Source organism: Microbacterium sp. LTA6, from assembly GCF_045690355.1.
Classification (GTDB): domain Bacteria; phylum Actinomycetota; class Actinomycetes; order Actinomycetales; family Microbacteriaceae; genus Microbacterium.
Genome location: NZ_CP147855.1, coordinates 1045057 through 1067759, shown reverse-complemented (window position 1 = coordinate 1067759; position 22703 = coordinate 1045057). Strand labels below are relative to the sequence as shown.

Genomic DNA, 22703 nt, shown 5'->3' with positions numbered 1-22703 from the left:
AGCGTGGCCCTCTCAGGAGAGAAGGGAGTCTCCGATGAAGCCGTCTTCGGCGCATCCGGGCGGGATCGCGAAGACGGCGGAGCCGATGGGCACGGTCCACTCGTTGAGCAGGTCGAGCTCATCGAGTCGTCGCTGCATCGGGATGAACTGGCTTTCGATGTCGGCCTGGTAGGAGACGAAGATGAGCCCTGATTCGGAGACCTCTGCTCCGAGGGGGCGTTCGTCGTAGTTGTAACCGCGGCGGAAGATGCGCTCGCCGTCGTCACCGCGTGCCCGGCGGATGTGGGCGAATTGCGGGATCACCGGGAACCCGATGGCGGTCTTCGCTTCGAAGTCCGGCTCGTCGAACTCGTCCGTCCCCGTCAGTGGCGCCCCATTCGCGATGCTCCTTCCCACGGACGCGTCGCGTCCGCTCCGGTCGAGGCGGTCCCACTTGTCCAGGTCCATCCGGATGCGTCGGATCACTACCCCGGTGCCGCCGGCGAGCCAGCCATCCTCAGCCCAGACGACCTGGTCGAACTCCTTCGTCCCCGGTTGCGGGTTGGTCGTGCCGTCGACCTGGCCGAAGAGGTTGCGCATCGTCGTCCCGGGTCGCTCGGTGCCGTATGCCCGCCGGAATCCGTGCTGGGTCCAACGGATCGTCGCGAACCCGCGCGCGTCCTTCAGGAGCATACGCATCGCGTGCGCCACTGTGAGCGGGTCATCCCCGTTCACCTGCAGCAGAAGATCGCCATCGGAGAACTCCGGCTGTAGCCGGTCGATGCCGAACGCCGGAAGGGGCGCGAGCCAGCCCGGCCCCGGAACGGCAGCCCGGGCGACGAACCCGGGGCCGAACCCGAAGGTGACCGTCAGACGCGCGGGCGACAGCGCGAGTTCGGGCTCTGAGTCGGCCAACGCCGGTGTCCCCTGGGTGAGCCGTGCCGCATCGTCGGTGAGGATCCGCATCAGACGGACGAGCGACGCCGCGTCGACGCCCTCGTTCAGATCCAGCCCGACGAAGACCCCGTGAGCCTGGGCGGCGGTGTCGACGCCAGCCTGGTGCGTTCCGAAGAAGGGGACCTTCTCATCACCGTTCATGGGTGTCGAGGGCGCTGTGCTCTCGTTCGTGTCTGGACGGTTGAGCGCGAAGTCCACACCGATCGCCGCGGCCGCGCCGATCCCGGCGACAGCCCCTCCGAGGAGGAACTGTCGCCGGGTCGACCGACCGGGACCGGTGGGCGCGCCCTCAGCGGGCGCAGGCATCAGTGATCCATGCCTTCGTGGTCGTCGCTCTCCTCGTAGTTCTCGTTGGCACCCGAGTAGTCCTTCACCGGAGCGGTGAATTCGTAGGTCGAGTCGTCTGAGAACGTCAGAGTGAAGGTGGCCTCGTCGCCCGCGACGAGCGGGTACGCGAGGCCCATCAACATGATGTGGTTCGCACCTGGCTCGAGGGCCAACTCACCCCCGGCAGGAATGACGAAGCCCCCCTCGATCTCTCGCATCACCATCTCTCCGGCCTCGTTCTCGACCGTCTCATGCAACTCGATCATCGACGACGAGTCGGATTCGACGGAGACGACCGTCACATCCTCGTCTCCGGTGTTCTCGAGCACCCCGAAGGCAGCGGACATGCCGTCAGGGGCGGACTTCACCCACGCGTCCTCGATCGTCACGACATCACCGGCAGGTTTCGATTCTTCGGATGCCGGCGCAGCCGTTGTGGCGCAGCCGGCCAGAGCGAGCAATGAGACGGCCAGCAGTGCCGCGGCGCGAGGGAGGGTCTGGGAAGTGTTCATCGTGTAATGCCTTTCAGATATGTTCTGCCGCGTCATCGCCGGACTCCGGCGGTGCGGCTGTCGCCTTCCGGCGACGGAGGAATCGATAGAGGGCGAAGCCGGCTGCAGCGATCACTGCGCCGCCTGCCCCGACGAGCAGCATCCGAACGACGCTGCTCGATTCGTCTGCGATCTGATCTGTTGCGGCGGCGTCACTGTTCGTCGCGCTGTCGCTGTTCCCGGCTGTGACCATCGGAGCAGCGTCGCCGATCGTGAACGGGATCGCCCCCGAGATGGGATGCCCGTCTTCAGAGACGACCTGCCACCGCACCTGATAGCCCGCGACCGGCATGCCGGCTTCGAGCTGCGCGGTCACCGTGCGTCCATCGACGACGATCTCTCCCGAGACCCAGTCGCGTCCTGATGCATCGACGACCATGACCACCGCCCCCGTCATCGACGCATCGAGGACGATGAGATCGCCCGTGAACGTCATCACGACCTCGTCTGGAGCGGTCTCCAACGCTTCGCCTTCTGCCGGCGTGCTGGAGGCCAATTGGTCGTGGGCGGATGCCGGTACCGCAGTCGCCAGCACGGCGATCAGGACCACCGCCAGCCCGGCACCGATTCGGCGCAATAAGGACATGAGAAAGCCTCTCGTCGGGCGCCGACAGGCGACGCCAACGGTTGTTCAGAAGCCCAGGGCAGCAGAGCGCCCGGGCGGGAACACACCGGTGTCAGACGAGAACCGGTGCGGATCAGATCGCGTGAGCCGCCGGCGGGGCGCGACCCCGAAGAGTCGCCAGTATCCGCGACTCGAGAGGGCGCGTATTGTCCAGCGCCAGGCCGAGATCGCGCACGTCGAGGAGCTCGGGCGAGCCCAGCACAGCATCCACGCGACGGCGCACCCAGAGAACGGCCTGGACGGCGAGCTCACGAAGAGCGAGCAGCATCCGCTCCCCACGATGCGCGATGGCAACAGTGGCGATCGCAGCCAGCAGGTGCCCGAACCACATCGTGCCGTCCGCGACAACGGCCTCCGTCATGCCGGCACCGGCGGGCAGAACGATGGGAGCGCCGTGCACGTGACCGACTGCGGTTCCGGAGGGCTCGATCGTGCCGAGAACGAACAGGACGTGAAACAGGAGCTGGCTGATTGCGACGGAGATGCTCAAGCGGATGACGGAGAGCTTCCGCCCCGCGAGCAGCACGCACACCATGAACGAGAAGATCCAGGGCACCACGATGCCCAACGGGCCAGGCATCTGCCCGCCACCCGTCACGTGACCCGCCAGTGCGGCGAATGTCGCCAGCGACGCCGCCGAGAAGCCGCGCAGAACGGCAGGCATCCTCGACGGGGTCATGTCACCATCTTCCCATCAGTGCTGCGGTGACCCTGACTCGCCGCCTACTCGAGGACAGGCTCGGCTCTCGCATCAGACGATGCGGTCGGCCTCATTTCGGAGAGTCTTCAGCGTGTTGGTCCGTAGCCTGCCGGTCGCGATCGATGGCGTCGGCGAGCATGCTCCCCCCGCTGCGCAGCAGTGCACGTCGCCACGGGACGACGCCTTCGATCTCGATCTGGATGGAGATCGACAGGACGGTCCGGATCAGGACGATCAGGCCGAGGACCAGCGCACTATCGATGGATGGCTTCGACGTGATCGTGCGGATGAGGTCAGCGGCGACGAGGATCTCCAGTCCGAGCAGGATCGCTGAGCCCAGGGCGTTGCGCACCACCGCGAACGCCTTCCGGCCGCTCTCGCCGCGCCGAAGCGAGCGAACGCCAAGCACCAAGGCGATCGCGAACCCGACCACGATGGCACCTGCGCCCAGCGCCTCGAAACCGATGGCCACAGCGGTGAAGACATCCTCGATTTGCATGCGGCCAGCTTAGAGGCGTGCTCCTCTGGGGGCACCGCAGTGGCTTCTGGAGGTTGGTGTCTGGCCACAACTAGTGTCTGTCTGGATGAGCAGCGGTAGTAATGCCGTCGCTTCATCCTTGCCTTGCTTCCGCATCATGTCCCGAGACGGAGCCTGCTCGTCTACGGCTGCAAGTCAACCGACCGGTCTGGCTCAACCCAGAAGACCTGAATTCCCAACCGATGAAGTGCGGGTGCAATGCGCTCAATTTCGGCGCGATGAAACTCGGACCCCGGCAGAGCAAGCGCTGCACGACCTATCCCCGCAGACACAACTCGCATGGCGCGAATCACCGCGACAGCTACGTGGGTCTTGACCTGGTTTCGGGTGAATGGTTTACCAAACCGAGCCGTTGTGCTCTTCGAGCTGCCGTCACCCTTCGCTTCGATGATGAGACGGTCAACACCGCGGCTAGCCACGATGTCATCCCCGTGCTGGTGGCTTAGGGCGAACGAATCGATGGTCCATCCCTCTGATTCCAGGTGCCCCATTACCGCCCGTACAACGTCATCTTCGTAAAGACACGAAACGCCGACTCGCGGTGTTCCTTCGCTGTGCGTTCCGTGTACGACTGTCATCACGCGATTGTAGGCTCCCCGGGAATCGGCCTCGACTCCAAGCCCGGCCAACGTCACGGACGGAAATGAGAGGTGCGGCGGCGCGGAGGCGTCCCTAGATTGGGGGTTCCGCGACGAAGGAGTGCCCCGTGCCCGAGATCCAGACCACGACCGCCGGCGATCAGCCGCGTCGCTCGTCATGTCTCGGCCAGCGCACGGAGGCCGGCTCCTCTCGAGTGAGCGCCGCTCTTCGATGTCGGCGAGTGAGCTGAGAGCCGCCCGCCATGATCGACGACGGCACGCGCACAGCCCAGCATCCATTCGACTCCCGGACCCGGTTCCACCTCGACCGCCCGGAGAGCCGCAAGTGGAGTCTGCACCCCGGACGTATCGGCGCCTGGGTGGCGGAGATGGACTTCGGCGTCGCCCCCGAGATCGCCGGGGCCATGCATCGCGCGATCGACGAGGAGAACCTCGGCTACCTTTCGCCTCCGGTGGCGGCGGAGCTCGGTGTCGTGACGTCGGACTGGATGCGCGACGAGTACGACTGGACGGTCGATCCCGAGCGTGTGCATCCCGTCTCCGATGTGATGGCGGTGCTGCGCGTGGCCGTCGAGGAGTATGCTCCGGCCGGGTCGCCGGTGATCGTGCCGACGCCGGCGTACATGCCGTTCCTCTCGTACCTGCCCGCGATCGGGCATCCGGTGATCGAGGTTCCCGGTGTCGAGGTCGACGGACGCTGGCAGCACGACCTGCAGCGCATCGATGAGGCGTTCGCCGCTGGTGCGCGCACGCTCGTGCTGTGCAACCCGCACAACCCCACCGGCACCGTTGCTTCACGGGCCGAGCTGGAAGCCATCGCCGAGATTGTCGAAAAGCATGGCGGCCGGGTGTTCGCCGACGAGATCCACGCGCCGCTGCGTTTCGATGGGCGGCCGTTCATCCCGTATGCCTCGGTGTCGGATGCGACAGCCGCGCACACCGTGACGGGAACGAGCGCGTCGAAGGCGTGGAACATCCCGGGGCTCAAGACCGCGCAGCTCATTACCTCGAACGACGCCGACCAGGAGCTGTATCGCGGGTTCGGGTTCTCGGTGCAGCACGGCGCGGCGACGCTGGGCGTGGTGGCGTCGACCGCCGCCTACCGGCTGGGCAAGCCGTGGCTCGACGGGGTTCTCGCGTACCTGGATGGATCGCGGTCGCTGCTCGGATCGCTTGTTGCCGAGCATCTGCCGGGTGCGGTGTATCGGGCGCCGGAGGCGACCTATATCGGGTGGATCGATACGAAGGCGCTGGGGATCGATGGCCCGCCGGCGGAGTTCTTCCGCGAGCGGGCGGGGGTCGTGCTCACCGAAGGGCGGCTGCTCGGGCGCGGGTATGAGGACTATGTGAGAGTCGTGTTCGCTACGCCGCGGCCGATTCTGGAAGAGGCGGTTGCGGCTATGGGGGCGGCGCTGCGGCGTCGCTGAACTGGATGCCGCTGGCTATGCATAATGCAGCAGACCCGGTGTTCGGATGAAGGGGCCGAGTTGTGGCGACAGCCTCGGTTGTTCCCTCTATGCGGCGAGCATGGAGTACCTGCGCCAGATGCTCTCGGTGCAGGTGACGCCGTAGCGTCCGCCGTCGAGCGAGTGGTCAGCGATCTTGCGCGATGTCCTCGCCCTTGATGCCCTGAACCGATGAGTTGAAGCGCGCGCACACGTACGTCAGCTTCGACCAGTCGACCTTGGCCCATGGTTCACCTCGATTGTGCGTCACCTGGACGCGGTCACGGACGGCAGGAGGCCGATAGCATGTGCGAATGAGCAACGCCGCCGAGGAACTGCACACGCTGTTTTCATCCTGGAGGCAAAGGGTTGCTGAGCAGCCCGGAGTGACAATGTCTGCCGTTCTCGCCCCCGCCGACGAGGGGATCGAGGAGATCCGTAGGGCATTCGCCCTGATCGAGATCCTGTCTGGACAACTGCGCTTCTTGGCCAGTCGGAACTACCGCGTCGCGGTGCATCAACGTCACCTGAGGGTCTGGGCGCGGGTTCCGCTGATGCTGCAGTTTGGTTGGGGTACCCAAGTGAGTCATCCCGACCATGTGCTGGCTGAGGCCGCACTTGACCAACTCGAAAGCCTCAGCTCGTTCCTCGATGACAAGGTACTTGCTTTCGATGATTCGCGGATTCCGTCGCTACGGAGCCTCATGGATCAAGCTGACGTCTTGCTCACGGGTGACACCGAGATGGATTCGGCATTGATGTCGTACCTTCGGCGACTGATCGCTGAGATCAGGTATGCGCTTGACGACGACGTCGCGGGCCGAACGTTTGATTACACGGCCGCAGTCGAGCGCCTCCGTGTTGCATTTCAGGCAGCGGCGGAGGCATCGACGTCCGAGCGAAAGCGCGGTTGGCGGGGCCTGGTCCAGCAGATCTTCGTCGGCGTCACGAGCGGCGGACTGGTCGAGGGCGGCGCTGCGCTCGCCGCGATAACGATCGGCTAGCGCCGGAGCCCCGGCGACCACTCGCGAGGGCCGGCCTTGGCTTTGGGCGGAGCAATCAACATCTACGTTCTGACGTTCTCGTTTCGTGAACAAATGCACGCCAATCGATGGCAGCATTTCAGCGCCTCCGTCTCCGTGGCGCTTTGGACGCCGTGCTTTCGAGGCGCGTGATCGCCGTCCGAACGACTCTCGCTGACTGCCTCCCACAGGGCCGTACCGGTCAGTCGCAGGCGATGCCATCTCCATCCCGGTCGAGATCATAGATGTCGCTGCCGACGATGCGAACCGGGCCCTGAACGTAATCGGGGCCGTTGCCGCTGCCACCAGCGCAGTCCACGTCGCTGGATATTGGAACACACGCGTCCGCGTAGTTTGAATCGCAGTCTCCGCCGCCCTGTTGCGCGAATGGCACGGGCGCCGCGACGGGTGCCTTGCTGCCGATGGCGGTCACTTCGTTCACTGGCGCCGTTTGCACGACCTCTTTGATGACTTCGCGGGAGATTTCGATGCCGTCGACCATCGTCACTCGATAGGTGATGACTTTGAGGCCGTTCACTCCGGCAGTGACCAGAGCGTTCGTACCCTGGTCAAGCAGAGGGTCATCGACGGTCGTCAATTCGAACGGCAGGGGCACTTCCTCGGTTGCCACCCCGAATGTCGTGGGAGTCGGCGTCGGAGTGGGCTTCGAGGTCGATGTCGGAACGCTCACGAAGGTCTGAGGATCGGATGCGGTTGGCCCGTCGGTACTGCCGGTGTTGGCGCTGGCGATGCCACCGCCCGTGACGAGCAACGCCGCAACTCCTAGCGCAGCAAGGCCTGATGCTCGAGATCGAAGCCCAAGTGCTGGCACTGGTCGTGAAAACAGTACGAACAAGGCGACGCCGATAACCGCGATGGCTGCGAGCCCGATCGCGACCGGAGACAAGCGTGCGAGGAGCCCTCCGACGACGAGCGATCCGACGATGATTCCGGCGGTGCGCCAGCCGGTTCGAGGCTTCGTAGGTACTTCTGGCGCGGCCTGCTGGAGCGGCGAAGACACGGCGACAGCTGGTGCCGGTGCCGTTGTGCTCGTCCACTGAGTGCCGTCCCACCACCGCAACTGGCCCGGATTCTGCGGATCGGGATGCCAGGCGGCAGGCGGCTGGGACATGTGGTGCACCTCTCGGGTCGAGGCGACGAATCGCAAGCGCGGCAGTACGCCTCTGCTGTGTCTATCGCTTCGAGTGTCCCCTGACAAGCGCGAGTCTTCAGAAATGGACCCAACAGCTGCGACGCGCTCAGCTCAGGAGCGTACGCAACCGTTCACGCAACCCCTGATCGCACACGTACACGTAGGTTCCGAGCATCCCGCGCGTCAGCAGCACCCCGTAGATGTTCCGGATGAAAATGAGCAGGTCTTCGTCGGAGAATGCGCCCTTGAGGTGCCCGGTATTCTCCTTACCCTTCTTGTCGCGGTAGTTCTCCCAATCAGCAACTATCAGTCCGGACGAGGGATCCACGCGCAAATCCGCGCCGACGATCACACCCGCGTAGTTCAGGTCGTACCCCTGCACGGTGTGGATTGAACCGACCTCCTCCAGCGCCCCGGGAGAGTTGATCCAGTCCTTGTCCGTGCTGTTCCAGCGCATCTGCTCACCGTCGAGCTCGATGTCGAACGCCGCGGGGTCTCGTCGAGATACCCAATCCCACGCATACCCGGCGACGAGCCGTGAAAGCCCGACCTCGGCATCCTTCTCACGGATCGCCGCTCGCATCTCGCCCAGGTCGTCGAAGAAGCGCAGGTCATACTCGCCGAGATCAGGCCGAGCGGCGTCCTCGCCCCGGAGCAAGGCGCGAACGAACTCCACGTAGTCCGCGCCGGCCTGTACTCGCATCTGCGTGGTCAGGCGATAGTGGCGATGAGCATCCTTCGCCGCCCGTAGTTCGGCGGCGAGCAGCGTCGGCGACAGGTCATGCGGACGCACACTCTGCTCACCGTCGACGAGCAACAGCTGATGCTTGGAACGCGCCTTGATCCAGTCGAGCTGGGTGTAGCGCTGATCATCCGCTCCATAGAGCGCGGTGTTGATGTCGCGGAACTTCTTGTTCTGCACACCCGACGCCTGGTTCGCGCGCTGTCCGAGCCGGTGGGTCTCATCGACGAGGACCAAGTCGAACGTCTCAGAAGACTCACCGATCTGGAACGGCGTGAGCACCATCTTCGGGTCCAGCTTCGGGGTCTTCCGGAATACCTTCCGCACCGACTCACGCAGCGATTGCTGCGGAATGACCAGAGCCATCCGCAGGTTCTTCAATAACTCGCGGTTCTCGGGCACGAAGAACTCCGAGAACATCGAGTCTGGTTCGACGTCATCGTGATCCTGGTAGTCGCGGATGTCGGCGAGCAGCTTCATGAGGAAGATCGCGATGATCGTCTTGCCCGTTCCCGGATTGCCCTGGACGACAAGCGTCGATCTCGCGTCCGGATGCTGCAGGTCCTCGAGTAGGCCCTCCACGATGTCGGTGATCGCAACTGCTTGGTCGTCGGTCAGCGCTTTGAAGGGCGAGAGCTTGAACAGATCGGAGTTCTCGATCTGTGGGATGCTGCGCGAAAAGAGCCCCTCCGCGCGGAGCGCCTCGAAGACGTCACGGAACGATTCGCGGTAGAGGTCGCGCTCGTAGTACTGCGCGTTGCTGAGCCCGTCATTCCCGTTGAGGATCTCGTACCGACCGTCCCCGTGGAACCAGCGGATGAGATGGGCCTCGAGGTCGAGGCAGACCGACTTGTTGAATTTCTGGTCAATGACGACCCGGACGGACTCGAGGCCCTCGTTCTTCTTCGAACCAGCGAGATGCTGACGCATGCGCTTCTGCGCGCTCGTAGTTTCACCGACATAGAGCCGAGGCGCCTTGGAGCGCGCAGCGCCATCGATGACGTACACGACGGGCCAGTCGCTGTGCTGCGGATTCGTCTTCGCCCATTCGTCGACGTGCCCGCGCCGGAAGGGTAGGCGGTGAATGCTGAAACCAGTCACTCCTGGTCCTCGACGAGTTCCGTGTACTTCGTCATGCGTCCCTTGGCCAGGTTGACGGGGTACTTCTTGTCGGTGGACTCAAGCTTGCGCATGACGATCTCGTCGAGATCGACCCCGATCTTGTTCGCCAGGTGGATGCAGTAAGTGACGACGTCCGCCAACTCTTCCTCGACTCGCTGCTGGTCGAAATTGGGCGACCACTGGAAGCACTCAAGGAGTTCGGATGCCTCGATCGAGATGCTCTTCGCCAGGTTCTCCGGCGAGTGAAACTGGTCCCAGTCCCGCTCGGCGACGAAGGCGCGGAGGGCGGCGAGAGTTGTGGGAGACGGCATGTGAGTGACGTTAGCAGCGACGAGTGACGTCACGATCAGGGAGAACACTCGGAGCGGAACGAAGGTCCTCAACGCCCAGCGAACGATCAGGACCCCCTTCCGAACTCGAAGTAACGACGTGGGGCCTGATGGCGGCTCGGATGGCGTGGTGAAATCAAAGAATGACCTCATCCCCGTTCAGGGTGCTTGAGGCCCACGCCATTGCGTCTGCCCCAGGCGATACCTTGAGCTCATGACCCGCGCGCGCTCGGAACAACAAGCTATCCGTGAAGACATTTTCCGCTGGCTTGACCTGCGACGGAATGCGGGCGCGTACGAGTTCAGCCGCGCCGAGCTGATCAACTACTCATTCAACGGCGAGCGCATCCCGCTGCTCGACACCGGCCGCGGCATTCGAAATCCGGCCGACTTTGATTCGACTCTCACCATCATGACGAGTTCGAAGAAGACAGAATACTCGGACGGCATCAGCCCCGAAGGACTCGTTCGCTATTCGTATCAGTCGCGTGACGGTGGCGACAACGTGAAGCTGCGAAATGCCTACAACGATGCCGATCCCCTGGTCTATTTTCTTGGGGTGCGGGCAGGCTACTTTGTCGCCTTCTATCCGGCCTACATCGTGCACGACGACCCTTCTCGACGCGAGGTGCACGTTGCGTTGGATGAGTCACTTCGGTTCTTCGATGATCCGCTGAACCTCAAAGAGACCGAACGGCGGTATGCCGAGAGACTGGTCAAAGCGCGGCTGCACCAACCGATGTTCCGTGCCCGCGTACTTCGTGCGTACGAAACGGCGTGTGCGATCTGCGAACTCAAGCATGCAGAGCTCCTCGATGCTGCACACATCATCCCCGACTCCAATCTGGAGGGGGTCGCAGAGGTGACGAACGGGCTCGCCTTGTGCAAGATTCATCATGCTTCCTACGACCAGAACCTGTTAGGTATCACTCCTGACTACGAAGTACGGATCGACCGCGATCTTCTTGAGGAGGTCGACGGACCGATGCTCCGTCACGGACTGCAAGACATGCATGGGCGGTCTCTGATGCTGCCGAAGCGCAAAGCTGAGCATCCGTCCAAGGACAGGCTGGCGCAGAAATATGCGTTGTTTGCCGCGTAGTTAGTCGCCGTGTTGTAGAAGGATTGCTTCGACCGTTGGCACGTCCGCAGGAGCCCAAGCCAAATGGCTGAGGTCTCGGAAGGGCACCCATCGGAGTTCAGCGTGCTCCGAAGCGTGTGGTTGTCCCGAGCGGATGGTCACGTAGAAGGTCGTCAACTCAATCGAGACCGTTTCATACGCGTGAGGCGTCGTCACGATCTCGACCCCGACGTCGATTTGGCAACCGAGCTCTTCAACAATCTCGCGACGTAAAGCATCACTCGCGGATTCACCGCTCTCGATCTTTCCGCCGGGGAACTCCCAGTGGCCCGCGAGATGCCGGCCGGATGCGCGTTGCGCCGCAAGAACGCTTCCATCGCGGATTATCACCGCACCGACGACAGCGATAGGTGGCCGACTAATCATGACGACGGCGCCTCCGCGGCTCGTTGAGCTGTGCAATTCACAAATGTGTTTGTGACGGTCAGGCTGCGGACTGAGATGCGATCATCGCGCACCGCGCGGTGGTCGAGTTGGTGCGCCAACGCTTCTTGCATGGTCCGATCATGACGGATACGAAGAGCCGAGGCGATAGCGGCGGTGCGGTATTCAGTCGACGCCTCCATATAGCCAGCCCCACCCCCAACCCGGTAGCCAGCAGTCTGGGGCAGCCTCCCCCCAGTTCGTAGCGTCGAACTATGAGCAGAGCACCCCCGCGTGCAGGTCGAGAAACCCGCCGATGAAGCCGGACTCATCGATTCGAACTCGCCTCACCTGCCCGTTGCACATGCACCAAAAGAAGGACTCACCCTTGTCTGGAATCACCTCAGTTCGCCGCATCGTCGCTCGCTCGACGGTCGCCGCCATCGCTGGCGCGGCCTGTTGCCTCGCCCTCACCGCCGCCAGCCTCCCCGGCGGTGTGAGCGCCGACCGTGGCGGCGTCAAATCGATCATCAACGGCTCCCAGCCCACCGAGAAGTATCCATTCATGGCGAGCATCCCCATTGAAGCTCCGCTCGCCGGCCTCAAGGACGGAAACTGCGGTGCGGCCCTGATCGACGCCGAATGGGTCGTGACCGCTGCGCACTGCCTCGACGGTGAGATCGGATCGTTCGCCGAGGGAACCGTCCGCATCGGAAGCGACAAGCGCACCTCCGGGGGAACCGTCCGAGACATCGCTCAGGTGTTCATGTCGCCGGACTACGCGCAGGGCCAGCCCAACCAGAACGACATCGCGCTGGTCAGGCTCGACCGCCCGGTCAAGAACAAGCCGATCGCGATCGCCGAGGCCGCAGGCGCTCCGGGAACCGACACGCGCATCCTCGGCTTCGGCATCACCAAGACGAACGAGGATCCCGGGAAGTGGAAGATGTCGAAGAAGCTCCGTGAGCTCGACACCGTCCGCGGCGACGTCGCCGACTGCGGGCCCGGCTACGCGGGAGATACCCGCCTGTGCACGCTGAGCCAGACCCCCGACGCGATGGCCTGCAACGGTGACTCCGGTGGCCCGCAGATTCAGCGCGGCAGCGCCGGCCGCTGGGAGCTGATCGGCGTCACCTCCGGGCCCGGCGCGCAGAGCCCTTCGTGCGAGAAGGGCCCCGGTCTGTACACCGACGTGACCGCTTTCGGCAGTTGGATCACCGAGACCATCGCCGCCAACAAGTAAGCAGAGAACGGCCGGCGAGGATGCTCTCGCCGGCCGTTCACGCCATCCCGGCGCCGGTCATGCTGGCGATGCCGTCGAGGATGCGGTCGAGACCGAACCGCCATGCGTGCCGGGCGTCATAGGCGGCGTTGTGCTCAGCGCCGGCCGCGCTGCCGATCGCGTCGGCAAGCGGGAAGCGCTGCGGCGTCACGTGTTCGGCGAGGGCGGGGCCGGCGACCTGCCACCATTCGGGATCCGGCGCCACGGCCGCCGCGAGGTCGGCCGCGGATGAGCGAGCGAACCCGATGATGAGGCTGAGGCTCGCATCGGTGTCGACCGCAGAGAGGCCCAGCGGCATGATCGCCGCGAGCTCTCGTTCGTACTTGCCGATGATGCCCGGGCCGAGCGGCGGCGTCTCGGCGCGGATCGTGCCGAGCCAGGGATGGGCGAGATGCAGATCGAGGTTGTCGTGGGCAAGGCGATCGAGCCGAACCCGCCAATCCGGGTCGCTGTAATCACCGTGGCGCATCGCCGCAGTGACCTGATCCGCCATGAGCGCGATCAGCGTGGACTTGTCGGGGACGTAGGAGTAGAGCGACATTGCCGAACTCCCCAGCGCCGTCGCCAAGCCGCGCATCGAGACGGCATCCGCCCCCTCGGCATCCGCGAGTTCGATCGCGGCCGAAACCAGGCTGTCGACCGTGAACCGGGGCTTCGGCCCTCGTCTCGGCGATGCCGTGCGCTCATGCCGCCAGAGCAGGGCGATCAAGCCGGGAATATCTTCGGTCATGTTCTCATTGTACCTAATTGCGTACAGCGTACGTAAATATATGAGAGGATGCTTCCCATGAACATCACCGAATCCGCAATCTCCCTCAATGTCGCCGACCCGGAGGCGTCCGGCGCCTTCCTGACCGAGCACTTCGGCTTCGAGATCGCCATGGCAGCCGACGGTTTCGTCTCGCTGCGGCGCGACGACGCCGGGTTCAATGTCATCTATCTGCGCACCGGGCTCGCGACCTTCAAGCCCGAGACGCACGCCGCCGCTGCGGGCGCCGGCCTGCTCGTCGTGTTCGTCGTCGACGACATCGACGCCGAGTGGGAGCGCCTGCAGCATCTCGTGCCCGTCGCGACTCCGATCGAGACGGAGCCGTGGGGCGAGCGCTACTTCCAGGTGCTCGACCCGAACGGCGTGCTGATCCAGCTCGTGCAGTGGGTCTGAGTCGGATGGCGTGAGCCAACCGGCAGAACTCGACGCGGGGTCTCGGCATCACGCCGGGGCCCCGCGTCTTCGTTTCGGTGTCTACTGGACGCCTGTCGGTGCGCCCCGGTACTGTGCGGAAGCAACGACTCTGAAGGTGGGTTCATGAGCATTGCATTCCTGATCACCACTCTCGTGGTCGTCGCCACTCCCGGCACGGGCGCCGTCTATTCGATCGCCGCGGGTCTCTCGCGCGGCACGAAGGCGGGCATCGTTGCTGCATTCGGCTGCACGCTCGGAGTGATCCCGCACATGGTCGCCGCCATCACGGGACTCGCCGCGATCCTGAACGCATCCGCCGTCGCGTTCGAGACCATCAAGTGGCTCGGCGTCGCGTACCTGCTGTTCCTCGCCTGGCAGACGCTTCGCGACAAGTCGGCCATCCAGGTCGACGAGGACGCTGCTCCGGTCTCGTTCTGGCGAGTCATCCGCACCGCTGTGCTCATCAACCTGCTGAACCCGAAGCTGACGATCTTCTTCTTCGCGTTCCTGCCCCAGTTCGTGCCGGCCGGTGCCGCGAACGGAACCTGGCAGATGGTCGGGCTCAGCCTCGTGTTCATGGCGCTCACCTTCATCGTGTTCGCGATCTACGGAGTGTTCGCCGCGACGATGCGCGCCCAGGTCATCAGCCGCCCCAAGGTGATGACGTGGCTTCGTCGCACCTTCGCTGCGACCTACGTCCTTCTCGCGGGCCGCCTTGCGATCGAGAGCCGCTGACCGCGCAGGCTCTCCTAGGCTCGAGACATGAGCGATGACGTCCGCAATGTAGAGACCGCCCTGTCCACGATCTCCGAGCACTGGCAGCCGCACCGCCTCACCAGCGTCAACGACTACGACGTCAAGGTGGTGAAACTGCAGGGAGAGTTCGTCTGGCACACCCACCCCGACACCGACGAACTGTTCATGGTGATCCGCGGCGAGCTGACGATCCAGCTGCGTGATCGCGACGTTGTGCTCGGTCCGAACGACATCTTCGTCGTTCCGAAGGGCGTCGAGCACTGCCCGAAGGCGGCCGAAGAAGTGCACGCGATCCTTTTCGAGCCGAAGGGCACCGTCAACACCGGCGATGCCGGCGGCGACATGACGGCGCAGCTCCGCGAGTTCGACGAAGACGGGTCGGAAATGCCGTGACATACAATCGCGGAAACGGCGGGCGCTAGGCCGGGATCCGGCCCGAGCGCTGAGGGAGGGGTCAGGATGATCGGCAGGATGATCGGCAAGATGTTCGGCGGGAAGTTCGACAAGTTGTTCGACTCGGTGAACAACGACAGGGACCTGATGGAGCAGCTCAGGCCTGACCTGAGTCGGGACTCACTCGGCGTCGGGCCCGACTTTCCGGGCGTCACCCCGAATCCCGTCATGAGCAGCGTTGCACGCGCGCGCAATGCCGAACTGCGCGTGGGGACGCTTGCGCTCGGCGTTCTCGTCGACTGGCGAGAGGTCAACAGCAACCCACGCCTGGTCCTGATGCTCGACGTCGAGACCGCCGACGGCCTCTCGTTCCGCGGTATCGCGGACGAAGCCTTCACGATCACCGAGCTCACCCGACTCGCCCCAGGACAGACGATGCCCGTGCGCTACCGGCCGGCCGTCATGGACCACTACGTCGCCCTTGCCCGCGACGCGGATCCGGCCGAGGTGCAGCTGCTCACCGACAGGATCGCGAGCCGCAAGCGGGCCTGACCCGGGTCTCTCGGAGCCGGCGTCAGGAGGCGATGCGGTCGCGGCGCTCCGCGCCGACGACCTGGCGCTCGCTAGTCTCTCTGTATGACGAACGCCGACGGGTGCGAGCTATGCGGGAACGCAGTTGACCTCCACGATCGTCACGTGCGGTTCGCCAAGCCCGATCCGGTTCTGGACGCTGGGGATATCCCGGCGTCTGATGTCTGGATGACTGACACCGATGCCAACGCCTCAGTCATGATGCAGGTGAACCACATCGGGGCATTCGTGCGCGCCTTGCTGCCTGTCCACCTGACCGGTGGTCACACGATCACCTATGGCGTCTGGGTCGCCATCAACCCCGACGACCTTCCACGCGTCTTCGACACGTGGTGGTCGGCGGAGTACAAGGATCTTGTTATCGAGGGCCTCTTGGCCAACACCATCGAGCCGTGGGGTCTTCTGGCCGCGCCTGTAAAACTCAGCGTGCTCGATCCAGACCAAACGCCGTACTGCGTTGACAGCGTTGACGACCGGCTGCGGTCCGTTCTCAGGGACGAGTGGGACCACGAACTCGTCCTTTCCGCGCTCCCCTGATTGCGGGCGACTACTGCGTCAGGAGGCGATGCGGTCGCGGCGCACCGCGCTGGCGGCATCCGTCCCGATCTCCGCCCACACGTCATCGAGCGAGAGGCCCAGCACTCCGGCGATCGCCGCGACCGTCGAGAACGCGGGCGTGGCCACGCGGCCCGACTCGATCTTGCGAAGCGTCTCGGGCGATAAGCAATCAGCTCTCCCTTTCGGCCGCACCCGCGCCTAGAGTGTGTGCCATGAACCGTGCCGCGACGCTCGAATGGACGCAGGTCGACCTGGCCCGGCGCAGCGAGGTGACGGCGCAGCGCGTGACTGCGATCCTCGTGGCGCTGTTGGGCATCGGCGGGTTCGCACTGACTGTCCGGATGATCTTCGACTGGTGGGAGGTCGTGCTGGTGTTGCTCGGCTGCCTGATCATCGTGGCGCTTGGCGTCGGTCTCTGGCTCAACGCAGACGTCAACGCCGTGGCGGCCGCGAAGCTCAAAGAGGGCGGAACCACGGTCTCGTTGCCCGTGGTCGCGGCGCATGAGACGACCGATGAGAGCATCCGCTACCAACTCCAACTGCGGATGCCGTCTGAAGAGTTCGTCACGCACGCCTGTGGCCACCCCGCGTGCGTCGCCGCCGCGCGCACCGCCCCGGACTCAGCGGTGCCCGTGCTGCTGAACGAGTCGACGAAGACCTGGGGAGTCATCCACGGCTCTCCCCAGCTGTGACCTCCTCTGGCCGATTCGCACCCTCCGCCGCCCCCACGATCCGCGCCGCCATCCCCGCGAAGATGAACCCGTGGAACGGCAGTACCGCGAGCCAGTAGAGGCGGCCGCCCAACCCGCGCGGAAAGAAGACCGCGCGCTGCTCATACCGAGCGCCGCCACCATCGGGCACCGCGCGCAGCTCGAGCCATGCCGATCCGGGCACCTTCATCTCGGCGCGCAACCGCAGCAGCCCGCCGCGTCGCTCTTCGGCCGTCGTTCCGGTTCCCGGAACCTCCACGGCTTCGACCCGCCAGAAGTCGATCGCATCGCCGACCCGCGCCATCGCCCGGCTGCGGCGTCCGCGCTGCAATCCGACCCCGCCGACGAGCCGGTCCATCCAGCCGCGCACCGCCCACAGCAGCGGCGATGAGTACCAGCCGTTCTCGCCGCCGATCCCGACGATCACCCGCCACAGATCCGCGACGGATGCCTCCGTCTTCACCGACCGCACATCGGTGAAGACCGTGCGCCCTGCCCAATCCGGATCGCTCGGCAGCGGATCGCTTGGAGCGCCGGAGACCTCGGAATCCTGCCAGCTCGTCTCCACGCTGTCGGCGCCCACGCGTCCGAGCGCGAGCGACACCGCCCGCCGGTACGGGGTGAGGCCCCCGGACGGTGGCGGGATCAGCTCGTCGACGGCGCGATCCTTCACGACGCACTCGTTCTGCAGCGACGCCACGAGCGGGCGGGCGATCGACCGCGGCACCGGCGTCACCAGGTTCACCCAGTGCGAGGCGAGCCCCGGCGTCAGTACGGGCAGCGCGGCGATGGCGCGCTGGGGGAGCCCGGCCTCGACGGCATAGCCGTTCATCATCTGGCCGTAGCGCAGCACGTCGGGCCCACCGATGTCGACGGCGCGATTCACCTCGGGGGCGACGCGGGCGGCGCCGAGCAGATAGCGCAGCACGTCGCGCACGGCGATCGGCTGGATGCGGTTGCGCACCCATTTCGGCGCCGGCATGTACGGCAGCACATCGGTGAGGTGCCGGATCATCTCGAACGACGCCGACCCAGACCCGATCACGACGCCGGCCTGGAGCACGAGCGTCGGCACTCCCGACTCGAGGAAGATCTCGCCCACGCGCACGCGTGACTGTAGGTGCGGCGACAGCTTCACGTCGTCGGGATGCAGGCCGCCGAGGTACACGATCCGGCCCACGCCCGCCTCGGCCGCCGCCGTCGCGATCGTATGCGCGGCGAGATCGTCGGCCTCCTCGAACCCCTTGCCGGCGCTCATCGAGTGGATCAGATAGAAGACGACGTCGACATCGGCCATGGCTGTCGCGACAGCATCCGCATCGGCCGCCTCTCCCTCGACCACCTCGCACTCGGCGCCCCACGGGAACGACGCCACGCGCGCCGCGTCTCGCGCGAGCACCCGCACGCGGTATCCGGCAGCCAGCAGGCGGGGCGTGAGCCGCCCGCCGATGTAGCCGGTCGCGCCCAGCACGAGTGCGCGCGGAGCGGATCCGTCTGGTCGGGGTGCAGCGCGAAGGGCGGGTTCGTGGCCGGTGGGCTGTGTGAGCTCGGTCATGCCCCGAGCGTACGAGGGATCTTCTCCCGCGCCAGGTCCCTTGCGGATAGGCGTGCTTGCGGGTACGGGAGCCGCAAGCCTGTGCAACTTACTGGTTGCAATAAGAGAGATGCTGTGCAACTCTGGAGTTGCAGATGGTCGACCGGCCGTCAAACACTCGCACGTAACGCTCGAAAGGACCCATCATGGTGAACATGACTGAAAACGAGGCATCCGTCGTCGATGAGAACACCTTCTCGGTGCGCCGGACGATCCGCATCGCCGCCACCCCCGACAAGGTATGGCAGGCCGTGACCGAGCCGGAGTACATCTCCCGCTGGTTCGGCCAGGCCGTGCTCGACGGTGCCGGCGTCGGTGCCACCGGCACGCTGACGTTCCCCGAGTACGGTTCGATCCCGCTGCGGATCGAGGCCCGCGAAGAGCCGAACCTCATCGCCTACCGCTGGGGCAACGACGATGCACTCGGCGGCCCGACCGCCGACCTCGAGGGCGGCTCGACCGTCTTCACCTTCACGCTCGAAGCGGTCGAGGGCGGCACGCAGCTCACCGTCGTCGAGACCGGCTTCGACCGCACCTCCGACCCGATCGCGAACCTCGAGAGCCACCGCACCGGATGGGATGAAGAGCTTGACAAGCTCGTCGCCCTGCTCGAAGGTGCCTCGTGACCACAGGCACCCTGGTTCCGATGTTCGCGGCACTCGGCGACGAGACCCGGTGGAGCATCCTGGCGGCGCTCGGCGAGGGGGATGCCTCGGCATCCGCCCTTGCCGGGCGTCTCCCGGTCACCCGCCAGGCCATCGCGAAGCACCTCGCAGTGCTGCAGGAAGTCGGTCTGGTCGAGCCCGTGCGCGTCGGCCGGGAGGTGCGGTTCCGCGTGATCGGCGCCGAACTCAGTGCGACCGCGCAGAAGCTCGACATGATCGGTCGCGACTGGGATCGCCGTCTCGCCGCGATCAAGGAGATCGCGGAAGGGCTGTAGGGGCTGCGCGCGCAGGAAATGCAGGATGCTCTGTGTCATCGTCATATATTGAGCATTTCCGCAAGATAAGTCGAAATGTGACTGGGCACTTCTTCATCTGATTTGGCTCACGACCCCGCTCGGCTGGATACTCGTCGCACACCGATGAGCACACTCGCCCCCTCCCTCGCGCCTGCAACGACCGTCGCCGTCCTCGGTGCCGGTCGCCTCGGCGGCGTACTCGCGCGGGCTCTCCGTACGGCGGGCATCGAGGTCCTCGGGCCGATCCGGCGCGAGGAGTCGATCCCCGACGTCGACATCGCCTTGCTCTGTGTCCCTGACTCGGCGATCGCCGACGCCGCTCTCGCGGCGCGGCCGCACGCCCGTCTCATCGGCCATGTCTCCGGAGCGACGCCGCTCGACGGCGTGGACTTCAGCCTGCACCCGCTGCAGACCTTCACCGGCGCCGAGACGCCGGACGTGTTCCGCGGCATCGGCTGTGCTGTCGACGCGCGCACCGAGGACGTGCTCGCCACCGCCACGGCCCTTGCCGAGACGCTCGGCGCCCATCCGTTCCGCATCGAAGACACCGGACGTGCGGGCTACCACGCCTCCGCGTCTCTCGCCTCGAACCTCGTGCTCGCCGTGCTCGACGCCGCCGAGCAGGTTGCGAACGCATCCGGCATCCCGGCGAGCGACGCCAGGATGCTGCTCGCTCCGCTCGTCCGCCGGAGCATCGAGAACTGGGCCGATGCCGGTGCAGCGGGTGCGCTCACCGGCCCGATCGCCCGGGGCGACGAAGCGACCGTGGAACGTCAGCGCGCCGCCATCGCCGAGACGCAGCCCGACCTGCTCGCACTGTTCGACGAACTGTGTGACCGCACTCGCGTCATCGCCGCCAGCCGCGACGACGACGCCGTCCGCAAAGAGGAGCACCGGGCATGAGGATCATCCGCACGATCGCCGAGGTGCGCGACGCCGTCCGCGCCGCACGCGACACCGGCGCATCCGTCGGACTGGTTCCCACGATGGGGGCCTTCCATGAGGGGCACCTGTCGCTCATCCGGCGTGCGCGCGCAGCATCCGATCTCGTCGTCGTCTCGCTCTTCGTGAACCCCACCCAGTTCGGCGCCAACGAAGACCTCGGCGCCTACCCGCGCGACGAAGCAGGCGACGCCGCCCTCGCTGAGGCAGAGGGCGCCGACATCCTCTTCGCCCCGGCTGTCGAAGAGATCTACCCCGACGGCTTCGCCACCACGATCCATGTCGCAGGCCTGACCGAGGTGCTCGACGGGGCCAGCCGCGGAACGCACCACTTCGACGGTGTCGCCACGGTCGTGACGAAGCTGTTCGGCATCGTGCGGCCCGACGTCGCCTACTTCGGACAGAAGGATGCCCAGCAAGTGCTCGTCGTGCGCCGCGTCGTGCGTGACCTCGACCTCGACGTGCGCATCGAGGCGTGCCCGATCGTGCGCGAGGCCGACGGGCTCGCCATGAGCTCGCGCAACGTCTACCTCGACCCGGCCGCGCGGCAGCAGGCGGCAGCACTCAATCGGGCGCTCGATGCGGCATCCGCTCTGCACCAGCACGGCGAGCGCCAGAGCGAGCCGATTCTGGATGCCGTACGCCGCGTGCTCGCGGAAGCAGGCATCGCCCCCGAGTACATCGAGCTGCGCGACGCCGACGATCTGCACGAGATCACCCGTGTCGAGAACGATGCCCTGCTCGCCGTCGCCGCGCGCGTCGGCGCCGCACGACTGATCGACAACCACATCCTGAGAGGGGACGCCTGATGCGTCGCGTCATGCTGAAGTCGAAGATCCACCGCGCCACGATCACCGGCAGCGACCTGAACTACGTCGGCTCGATCACGATCGACCCCGACCTGCTCGAGGCCGCCGACATCCTCGAGCACGAGCAGGTCCATGTGCTCGACGTCGACAACGGTGCCCGCTTCGAGACGTACACGATCGCCGGCGCGCGCGGCTCGGGCGTGATGCAGGTCAACGGTGCCGCGGCCCGGCTCGTGCACTCCGGCGACACGATCATCGTCGTCTCCTACGGCGACTACTCGCCGGAAGATCTCGAGACCTATGAGCCCGTCGTCGTGCACGTGGACCGCGGCAACGCGATCATCCAGGTCGACGCCGCGGTCGATCAGCTCCTGACGGCCGGCCGGGCATGAGCGCCCACGCCGCTCCCAAGAAGCGCATCACCCTCGGCGACCTCGCGGCGAAGAAGGCCGCGGGCGAGCCGATCGTGATGGTCACTGCCTACGACTACCCGGGTGCGCAGATCGTCGATGCCGCCGGCGTCGACGTCGTGCTCGTCGGCGACTCGGCCGCGATGACCGTTCTCGGATACGACAGCACCGTGCCGGTCACGGTCGACGAGATGATCATGCTGACCGCCGCGGTGCGGCGCGGCTTGCAGGCGCCGTTGCTCATCGCGGATCTGCCCTTCGGCTCGTACGAGGCCTCTGATGCCATCGCCGTCGCGACGGCCCAGCGCTTCGTCAAGGAGACCGGCTGCGACCTGGTCAAGATCGAGCGCGGCGGCACCTCGGTCGATCGGGCCAGGGCGATCGTCGCGGCCGGCATCCCGGTGGTGGGGCACGTCGGCCTGACGCCGCAGACCGCCACCTCGCTCGGCGGCTATCGCGCACAGGGCCGCACGGCCGAGGAGGCGCTTCGCCTGCGTGACAGCGCCGTCGCGCTGCAGGAAGCCGGATGCTCCGCGATCGTCCTCGAGGCGATTCCGAGTGACGTGACCGCGGCGATCATGCCGCTCATGGAGATCCCGGTGATCGGGATCGGCGCCGGTACCGCCACCGACGGCCAGGTGCTCGTGTTCCACGACCTGCTCGGCATCTACGACGGCGGAGCGGCTCGCTTTGTGAAGCGATACGCCGACCTGCGCACCGCCGCGATCGCCGGCGTCGAGCAGTACACCGCCGAGGTGCGCGAACGCGTGTACCCGGCGCCGGAGCACGGGTACGGAATGCCGGCGGCCGAGGCTGAACGGATGCAGGAGCTGCTGGCGGGGCGGTAGCCGGCAGCATCCGCCGCCAGCCGAGCCGTGCGCCTGGCTCGGCCTTGTGCGCTTGGCTCGGCCGTATTTCTGG

27 protein-coding genes and 2 pseudogenes are annotated in these 22703 nt (G+C 65.7%); 16 read left to right on the top strand and 13 right to left on the bottom strand.

What is annotated here, in order from left to right:
* Positions 1-12 precede the first annotated feature (12 nt).
* From LTA6_RS04995 to LTA6_RS04975, 5 genes are all read right to left on the bottom strand, one after another.
* On the bottom strand, positions 13-1242 hold the full coding sequence (locus tag LTA6_RS04995; protein WP_407358806.1) for a Dyp-type peroxidase: 1230 nt from the start codon (positions 1240-1242) through the stop codon (positions 13-15).
* Positions 1242-1775 (bottom strand): copper chaperone PCu(A)C, encoded by a 534-nt coding sequence (locus LTA6_RS04990; protein WP_407358805.1) that lies wholly within the window; start codon positions 1773-1775, stop codon positions 1242-1244. The genes LTA6_RS04995 and LTA6_RS04990 overlap by 1 nt, the downstream gene beginning before the upstream one ends.
* Positions 1776-1788: 13 nt before the next feature.
* Positions 1789-2400 (bottom strand): copper resistance protein CopC, encoded by a 612-nt coding sequence (locus LTA6_RS04985; RefSeq protein ID WP_407358804.1) that lies wholly within the window; start codon positions 2398-2400, stop codon positions 1789-1791.
* 112 nt (positions 2401-2512) lie between these two features.
* Positions 2513-3118 carry a hypothetical protein gene (locus LTA6_RS04980; RefSeq protein ID WP_407358803.1) on the bottom strand — a complete coding sequence of 202 codons (606 nt, stop codon included), beginning with the start codon at positions 3116-3118 and terminating at the stop codon, positions 2513-2515.
* Positions 3119-3209: 91 nt separating this feature from the next.
* Positions 3210-3638: a DUF1622 domain-containing protein gene (locus LTA6_RS04975; protein ID WP_407358802.1), complete on the bottom strand. Its 429-nt coding sequence runs from the start codon at positions 3636-3638 to the stop codon at positions 3210-3212.
* A gap of 880 nt (positions 3639-4518) precedes the next feature.
* Here LTA6_RS04975 and LTA6_RS04970 point away from each other — a divergent pair.
* Positions 4519-5703, top strand: coding sequence for a MalY/PatB family protein (locus LTA6_RS04970; protein WP_407358801.1), 1185 nt, complete (start codon positions 4519-4521; stop codon positions 5701-5703).
* Positions 5704-6035: 332 nt separating this feature from the next.
* The gene (locus LTA6_RS04965) at positions 6036-6725 is read left to right on the top strand and encodes a hypothetical protein (RefSeq protein WP_407358800.1); all 690 of its coding nucleotides are present in this window, start codon (positions 6036-6038) and stop codon (positions 6723-6725) included.
* Between the two features lie 220 nt (positions 6726-6945).
* Here the strand turns inward: LTA6_RS04965 and LTA6_RS04960 are convergent, their stop codons facing one another.
* The 4 genes and pseudogenes from LTA6_RS04960 to LTA6_RS04945 form a co-directional block, all read right to left on the bottom strand.
* The gene (locus tag LTA6_RS04960) at positions 6946-7515 is read right to left on the bottom strand and encodes a G5 domain-containing protein (RefSeq protein ID WP_407359246.1); all 570 of its coding nucleotides are present in this window, start codon (positions 7513-7515) and stop codon (positions 6946-6948) included.
* A 294-nt stretch (positions 7516-7809) separates the two neighbouring features.
* A pseudogene (locus LTA6_RS04955) lies at positions 7810-7875 on the bottom strand (hypothetical protein); the annotation flags it as partial.
* Positions 7876-8002: 127 nt separating this feature from the next.
* Positions 8003-9739: a DNA/RNA helicase domain-containing protein gene (locus LTA6_RS04950; protein ID WP_407358799.1), complete on the bottom strand. Its 1737-nt coding sequence runs from the start codon at positions 9737-9739 to the stop codon at positions 8003-8005.
* Complete coding sequence (locus LTA6_RS04945) at positions 9736-10071, bottom strand: nucleotide pyrophosphohydrolase (protein ID WP_407358798.1); 336 nt, start codon at positions 10069-10071, stop codon at positions 9736-9738. Before LTA6_RS04945 ends, LTA6_RS04950 begins: the two co-directional genes overlap by 4 nt.
* Positions 10072-10303: 232 nt before the next feature.
* Here LTA6_RS04945 and LTA6_RS04940 point away from each other — a divergent pair, with 232 nt between their 5' ends.
* Positions 10304-11191 (top strand): HNH endonuclease, encoded by an 888-nt coding sequence (locus tag LTA6_RS04940; RefSeq protein WP_407358797.1) that lies wholly within the window; start codon positions 10304-10306, stop codon positions 11189-11191.
* On the opposite strand, the gene LTA6_RS04935 is transcribed toward LTA6_RS04940, so the two are convergent.
* Positions 11192-11596: a (deoxy)nucleoside triphosphate pyrophosphohydrolase gene (locus LTA6_RS04935; protein WP_407358796.1), complete on the bottom strand. Its 405-nt coding sequence runs from the start codon at positions 11594-11596 to the stop codon at positions 11192-11194. It abuts the gene before it with no gap.
* 385 nt (positions 11597-11981) lie between these two features.
* Here LTA6_RS04935 and LTA6_RS04930 point away from each other — a divergent pair, with 385 nt between their 5' ends.
* Positions 11982-12836, top strand: coding sequence for a S1 family peptidase (locus LTA6_RS04930; protein WP_407358795.1), 855 nt, complete (start codon positions 11982-11984; stop codon positions 12834-12836).
* Positions 12837-12873: 37 nt separating this feature from the next.
* On the opposite strand, the gene LTA6_RS04925 is transcribed toward LTA6_RS04930, so the two are convergent.
* Entirely contained in the window at positions 12874-13605 is a 732-nt protein-coding gene (locus tag LTA6_RS04925; protein ID WP_407358794.1) for a TetR/AcrR family transcriptional regulator, read from the bottom strand.
* A 57-nt stretch (positions 13606-13662) separates the two neighbouring features.
* Here LTA6_RS04925 and LTA6_RS04920 point away from each other — a divergent pair, with 57 nt between their 5' ends.
* The 5 genes from LTA6_RS04920 (at position 13663) to LTA6_RS04900 (ending at position 16335) form a co-directional block, all read left to right on the top strand.
* Positions 13663-14037 (top strand): VOC family protein, encoded by a 375-nt coding sequence (locus LTA6_RS04920; protein WP_102193790.1) that lies wholly within the window; start codon positions 13663-13665, stop codon positions 14035-14037.
* 144 nt (positions 14038-14181) lie between these two features.
* A complete protein-coding gene (locus LTA6_RS04915; RefSeq protein WP_407358793.1) occupies positions 14182-14793 on the top strand; it encodes a LysE family translocator in 612 nt (203 codons plus the stop codon).
* A 27-nt stretch (positions 14794-14820) separates the two neighbouring features.
* A complete protein-coding gene (locus LTA6_RS04910) occupies positions 14821-15207 on the top strand; it encodes a cupin domain-containing protein (RefSeq protein WP_407358792.1) in 387 nt (128 codons plus the stop codon).
* Positions 15208-15273: 66 nt separating this feature from the next.
* Positions 15274-15759 carry a hypothetical protein gene (locus tag LTA6_RS04905; RefSeq protein WP_407358791.1) on the top strand — a complete coding sequence of 162 codons (486 nt, stop codon included), beginning with the start codon at positions 15274-15276 and terminating at the stop codon, positions 15757-15759.
* 84 nt (positions 15760-15843) lie between these two features.
* Positions 15844-16335 (top strand): DUF2199 domain-containing protein, encoded by a 492-nt coding sequence (locus tag LTA6_RS04900; RefSeq protein ID WP_407358790.1) that lies wholly within the window; start codon positions 15844-15846, stop codon positions 16333-16335.
* An 18-nt stretch (positions 16336-16353) separates the two neighbouring features.
* Here LTA6_RS04900 and LTA6_RS04895 read toward each other — a convergent pair.
* Positions 16354-16521: pseudogene (locus tag LTA6_RS04895) on the bottom strand (helix-turn-helix domain-containing protein); the annotation flags it as partial.
* A gap of 47 nt (positions 16522-16568) precedes the next feature.
* Between LTA6_RS04895 and LTA6_RS04890 the strand changes: the two are divergent.
* Entirely contained in the window at positions 16569-17048 is a 480-nt protein-coding gene (locus LTA6_RS04890; RefSeq protein WP_407358789.1) for a hypothetical protein, read from the top strand.
* Here the strand turns inward: LTA6_RS04890 and LTA6_RS04885 are convergent.
* Positions 17023-18621: an SDR family oxidoreductase gene (locus tag LTA6_RS04885; protein ID WP_407358788.1), complete on the bottom strand. Its 1599-nt coding sequence runs from the start codon at positions 18619-18621 to the stop codon at positions 17023-17025. The two genes, LTA6_RS04890 and LTA6_RS04885, sit on opposite strands and share 26 nt — an antisense overlap.
* Positions 18622-18815: 194 nt before the next feature.
* Here LTA6_RS04885 and LTA6_RS04880 point away from each other — a divergent pair, with 194 nt between their 5' ends.
* From LTA6_RS04880 to panB, 6 genes are all read left to right on the top strand, one after another.
* The gene (locus LTA6_RS04880) at positions 18816-19286 is read left to right on the top strand and encodes an SRPBCC domain-containing protein (protein WP_407358787.1); all 471 of its coding nucleotides are present in this window, start codon (positions 18816-18818) and stop codon (positions 19284-19286) included.
* Entirely contained in the window at positions 19283-19600 is a 318-nt protein-coding gene (locus tag LTA6_RS04875) for an ArsR/SmtB family transcription factor (RefSeq protein ID WP_407358786.1), read from the top strand. Before LTA6_RS04880 ends, LTA6_RS04875 begins: the two co-directional genes overlap by 4 nt.
* A 144-nt stretch (positions 19601-19744) precedes the next feature.
* Positions 19745-20524, top strand: coding sequence for a DUF2520 domain-containing protein (locus LTA6_RS04870; protein WP_407358785.1), 780 nt, complete (start codon positions 19745-19747; stop codon positions 20522-20524).
* A complete protein-coding gene (gene panC / locus LTA6_RS04865; protein WP_407358784.1) occupies positions 20521-21372 on the top strand; it encodes a pantoate--beta-alanine ligase in 852 nt (283 codons plus the stop codon). Before LTA6_RS04870 ends, panC begins: the two co-directional genes overlap by 4 nt.
* Complete coding sequence (panD, locus tag LTA6_RS04860) at positions 21372-21764, top strand: aspartate 1-decarboxylase (protein ID WP_341976421.1); 393 nt, start codon at positions 21372-21374, stop codon at positions 21762-21764. The genes panC and panD overlap by 1 nt, the downstream gene beginning before the upstream one ends.
* On the top strand, positions 21761-22630 hold the full coding sequence (gene panB, locus LTA6_RS04855; RefSeq protein WP_407358783.1) for a 3-methyl-2-oxobutanoate hydroxymethyltransferase: 870 nt from the start codon (positions 21761-21763) through the stop codon (positions 22628-22630). The genes panD and panB overlap by 4 nt, the downstream gene beginning before the upstream one ends.
* Positions 22631-22703 lie beyond the last annotated feature (73 nt).